An 824-nucleotide genomic window follows, 5' to 3' on the forward strand; every position below is an offset into this window, starting at 1 on the left:
AGTGTTGGCGGCCATGAAAACTGCCCGTAGATGGCCAGGGAATTGCCCGCTGATGGCCACCGGGACTGCCCACGTATGGCCATGAGTTCTGCCCAGTTGTGGCCGATTGGTTTGCCCGCATTGTTCGCTTATCCCGCCGTGTCGTAAGACGGCGGGGGCCTCTTCCCGTTTGGATTTCGGTGTCGAATCGAATCCGCTGACAGGAAGAGGCCCTGAATGAAGGATGCCCTAGAAACCGTGAAAATTCTTGCTGCCTATGATCTGACCAAGTCGCTGCGCGCTGCAGCGGAGCTGTCAGGTTGTTCCCACCACACCGTCGACCGGCTCGTGCAGGCCCGTGATGCCGGCCGTGCACCGGGGGCCGTGTCCGACCGGCCCAGGGTCACCGATGCGTGGCTGCCGAAGATCGAGGAATGGGTCGAAAAGTCCAAGGGCCGGATCCGCGCCGATGTCGTCCATGCCAAGCTCGCCGCGATGGGCTACCGGGGTTCGGACCGTTCCACCCGCCGCGCCGTCTCCCAGGTCAAAGAGGCCTACCGGCGGGGAAACAAGCGGGTCCACCGTCCCTGGATCACTGAACCGGGCGCCTGGCTTCAGTACGATTTCGGTGACGGACCGGTCATCGATGGAGTCAAGACCGTGCTGTTCGTCGCGTGGCTGGCCTGGTCCAGGTTCCGCATCGTGATCCCGCTGCGGGACCGGACGGCACCGAGCGTTTTCACCGCCCTGGACCGGTCATTCCGGCTGCTCGGCGGCGCGCCGACCTATGTGCTGACCGATAACGAGAAGACCGTCACCACCATGCATGTTGCCGGCGTGCCGGT

Annotated in this window: 1 protein-coding gene; it reads left to right on the forward strand. The window is 63.8% G+C overall.

Annotated elements, in window-relative coordinates; genetic code table 11:
* Nucleotides 1-216 precede the first annotated feature (216 nt).
* Nucleotides 217-824 (forward strand): IS21 family transposase (locus ARGLB_RS12005; protein ID WP_003802772.1); only part of this gene is annotated, 608 nt, incomplete at its 3' end.

The sequence above is a fragment of the Arthrobacter globiformis NBRC 12137 genome, assembly GCF_000238915.1.
Taxonomy (GTDB): Bacteria; Actinomycetota; Actinomycetes; order Actinomycetales; family Micrococcaceae; genus Arthrobacter; species Arthrobacter globiformis.